We start from the raw sequence: 4,019 nt of genomic DNA on the forward strand, positions 1-4,019 counted from the left end.
AAGAGACAGCACCGGGGACGGGCGGGGAGGCGGTTCGAGGGTGCTGGAAGGCCCTGCATCGCCCCGCCGTTTGCGGGGAACGCCGTACGGGCGCAACGTGTGCCGTGCGAGGGGAACGCGCCCGGTGCCTGTGGCCGGCCGCCACCGGCGCCGAGGAGGGAGGAGTCATGTCCCGAACCCCGGACACGGACGGCCGCCACCCGCGGGGCACGGCAGGCCCGGTCGAGGACCGCAGTACCGCCGTGCTGGACGTGCGCGGGCTGTCCTGGGCGTCCCAGCAGAGCACGGTCGCGGCCGTGCTCGGGCGGCGCCCCGGGGTGCTGGAGGCCGAGGTCAACCCGGTCGCGCAGTCGGCGACGGTGGTCTTCGATCCGCGGCGCACCTCGCTGGCCGAGTTGCGCCGCTGGGTGGAGGAGTGCGGCTACCACTGCGCGGGCCAGGTGGTGCCCTCCCATCTCTGCGACCCCATGGCCGAGCCCGGCCCTCCCGCCGCCGGGCAGGCGTCGGGCGGGGCGGCGGCAGCGGCCCCGCCCGCGGTGCCGGGAGCGACCGCACCGGAAGCGGGCCGGCCCGAAGCGCACGCGCCCCGTGAACCGATGGCCCACGGTGCACTCGGCGAGATGTCCATGGCCGGTATGGCCGCGGACATGCGCAACCGCTTCCTGGCCGCCGCACTGTTCTCCGTCCCCATCGTGATCTGGTCGCCGATCGGCGAGGAGGTCCTCGGTATCCATGCCCCGGTGCCGTTCGGTCTGCGCCAGGACGTATGGGCCCTGCTGCTCAGCCTCCCGGTGATCTTCTACTCGTGCGGTGTCTTCTTCACCGGGGCCGTGAGGGCCCTGCGCGCCCGCACCCTCGACATGATGGTGCTGGTCGCCGTCGCGGTCGGGGCGGGCTGGCTCTACTCCCTGGTCGTGACGCTGAGCGGCGGCGGGGACGTCTTCTACGAGGCCGCGACCGTCCTTGCGTCCTTCGTGCTGCTGGGCCACTGGTTCGAGATGCGGGCCCGAGGCGGCGCCAACGAAGCGATCCGCACGCTGCTCGATCTCGCTCCCGCCAAGGCGCTCGTCGTCCGCGGGGGCGAGCCGGTGGAGGTGCCCACCGCCGAGGTCGTGGCCGGCGACCTGATGCTGGTACGCCCCGGGGCGAAGATCGCCGTCGACGGGACCGTCGAGGCGGGCGAGAGCGAGGTCGACGAGTCGATGGTCACCGGCGAGAGCCTGCCGGTGCACAAGGGCCCCGGCTCACCGGTGATCGGGGCGAGCATCAACACCAACGGCACCCTGCGGGTCAGGGCCACCAAGGTCGGCTCCGACACCGCGCTCGCGCAGATCGTCAAGCTCGTACAGGAGGCTCAGAGCTCCAAGGCCCCGGGGCAGCGGCTGGCGGACCGTGCCGCGTTCTGGCTCGTCCTTGCCGCCCTGGCCGGCGGCGCGGCCACCCTGGCGGTCTGGCTGCTGGCCACCGACCGCGCCTTCGGCACCGCCATGCTGTTCGCCATCACCGTCGTCGTCATCACCTGCCCGGACGCGCTGGGCCTGGCCACCCCCACGGCCGTCATGGTGGGCACCGGCCTCGGGGCGAAGCACGGGGTCCTCTTCAAGAACGCGGTCGCACTGGAGACGTCCGCCGGTGTCCGGACGGTCGTGATGGACAAGACAGGCACCTTGACCAGGGGCGAGCCGGAGGTCACCGACGTGATCACCGCGCCGGGCGTCGAAGCGGGCGGACTGCTGCGGCTGGTGGCCTCGGTGGAGCGGGAGTCCGAGCATCCACTGGCGGCGGCCGTCGTGCGGTACGCCGCCCAGCGCTCCGCGGGCCTCCCGGCCGCCCGGCACTTCGAGAACTTCCCGGGGCACGGAGCGACCGCGGTCGTCGAGGGCCACCGCGTCGCCGTCGGCAACCGGAGCCTGGCCCAGCGCGAAGGCGTCGCGCTCGGGCCGCTCGCCGAGGCGCGGGAGGGACTGGCCGCCACCGGCCGCACCGTCGTCGTCGCCGCCGTGGACGGCCGTGCGGCCGGCCTGGTCGGGATCGCCGACGCGCCGCGGGACACGTCCGCTGCCGCCGTGCGGGAACTGCACGCGCTGGGGGTCGAGGTGGTCATGCTCACCGGCGACAACCGGGCCACCGCCCGGCGCATCGCCGACCGGCTCGGCATCGACACCGTCATCGCCGAGGTCCTGCCGGGGGACAAGGCCGACAAGGTCGCCGAACTCCAGCGGGGCGGGCGCAAGGTCGCCATGGTCGGCGACGGGGTCAACGACGCGCCGGCACTGGCCCGGGCAGATCTCGGCATCGCCATCGGCGCCGGAACGGACGTGGCCATCGAGACCGCCGACGTCGTGCTGATGCGCTCCGACCCGCTCGGCGTGGCGACGGCCCTGCGCATCGGCCGCGGAACGGTCCGCAAGATGCGCCAGAACCTCGGATGGGCGATCGGCTACAACGCCGTCGCGCTGCCGATCGCGGCGGGTGTCTTCGAGCCCGCAGCCGGTCTGGTGCTGCGCCCCGAGATCGCCGCGCTGACCATGTCGGGCTCCAGCGTCATCGTGGCCGTCAACGCGCTCGCCCTCAAACGCCTCCGCCTGCCGAGGGAGGCCCGACCACCCACCTGACCAGCGCCGCCCCCGAGTACGGGAGCGCCCGCGGCCCCGCTGCCGCTGCGCGTCCCCCGCCCCGCGGGTCGCCCGGCCGGGGGCCGGGCGGTGGCCGGGCGGCCCACCCGGCCGCCGGGCCCGATCCGCCTCGGCGAGCCGGCCGTGGCGGGCACCGAACCGGGCGTGCGCCACCGGGGCGCGGGTTTCTTGTCTACGATGACGTCCGTGAGTCCGAGTCCAGCGCACCCCGTATCGCGTCCGCGGCGTCCGCCGCGGACGCGGGTGCTGCTCGTACTGGCCGTCCTGGTCGGGCTGCTGGGCATGCACGGACTGGCCGGTGCGGCCGCCCCGACGCCGGGGCACGGCGTGCACGACGGCGACACGCACCACGGCGACACGCACTACGCGCACCACGGTTCCCACCACGGTGCCCTCCACGGCGCCCACGCCATGGAGGCGGCCGAGGCCGGGGAGCCGTACATCTGCCATCCGGAAGACGGGCGCGGTGGCACGCACGGCGGTCACGCGGACCGTGTCTGCGCCTCGGGCGCCGTGCCCGGCGGCGCCATGGTCCCCGCTCTCGCCCTCTCCGTCTCCGGCGGCCCCGCCACTTCGGCGTCGGCGGTGAGCCCCGCCTGGTACGCCCCTTCCGGCGGACGCGCGCCGCCGTCCCTGGCGGAACTCCAACTCCTGCGGATCTAGAGGCACCCCGCACGGCCGACACCCCTCGCAGGGCGGGGGCCCGGCTCCGTGCGCCCGTGCTCCGATCCCTTTCCACCGCACTTCGACGCAGGAGTTCCAGCACCATGAACAACACCCGTTCCCTTGCCCGCCGTGCCGCCCTGGCCGCCGCCGTCGCGGTCTCCGCGCTTTCCCTGGCCGCCTGCGGCGGCGAGAGCGGCAACTCGTCCGACGCGGCGCCCACCGTCTCCGCCGAGGCCGACGGGCAGGGCCGGCACAACGAGGCCGATGTCGCGTTCGCCCAGGGGATGATCCCGCACCACCGTCAGGCGGTCGCCATGTCGCGAATGGCCGCGGGCCACACCTCCTCCAGCGAGGTCGAGGAGCTCGCCAGGAAGATCGAGAAGGCGCAGGACCCGGAGATCGACACCATGTCCGGCTGGCTCGGGGCTTGGGGCGAGAGGGTCCCCGAGGGCATGGACGGCATGGACGAGGAGGCCCACGGCATGGACCACGGGGACGCCTCCTCCATGCCGGGCATGATGGACGACCGGCAGATGGACGAGCTGGACGGCGCCTCGGGCAAGGCCTTCGACACGATGTTCCTGACCATGATGATCCAGCACCACGAGGGCGCCGTGGAGATGGCGAAGACGGAGAAGCGGCAGGGCTCCTACGGCCCCGCGAAGTCCCTCGCCGACGACATCATCGAGGCCCAGACCGCCGAGATCACGCAGATGC

General features: G+C 74.2%; 3 protein-coding genes. All 3 read left to right on the forward strand.

Features of this window, described 5'->3' with window-relative positions; translation table 11 throughout:
- Window positions 1-167: 167 nt before the first annotated feature.
- Entirely contained in the window at window positions 168-2,615 is a 2,448-nt protein-coding gene (locus tag GUY61_RS35625; protein ID WP_166634447.1) for a cation-translocating P-type ATPase, read from the forward strand.
- Between the two features lie 207 nt (window positions 2,616-2,822).
- Window positions 2,823-3,299, forward strand: coding sequence for a DUF6153 family protein (locus GUY61_RS35630; protein ID WP_313897012.1), 477 nt, complete (start codon window positions 2,823-2,825; stop codon window positions 3,297-3,299).
- Between the two features lie 104 nt (window positions 3,300-3,403).
- Window positions 3,404-4,019: DUF305 domain-containing protein (locus GUY61_RS35635; RefSeq protein WP_166634449.1), on the forward strand; the 616-nt coding region annotated here is incomplete at its 3' end.

The organism is Streptomyces sp. GC420 (assembly GCF_009916105.1).
Classification (GTDB): Bacteria; Actinomycetota; Actinomycetes; order Streptomycetales; family Streptomycetaceae; genus Streptomyces.

Coding starts and splice junctions, on each gene's coding strand:
- GUY61_RS35625 (WP_166634447.1), top strand. CDS start 168: ATGTCCCGAACCCCGGACACGGACGGCCGCCACCCGCGGGGCACGGCA.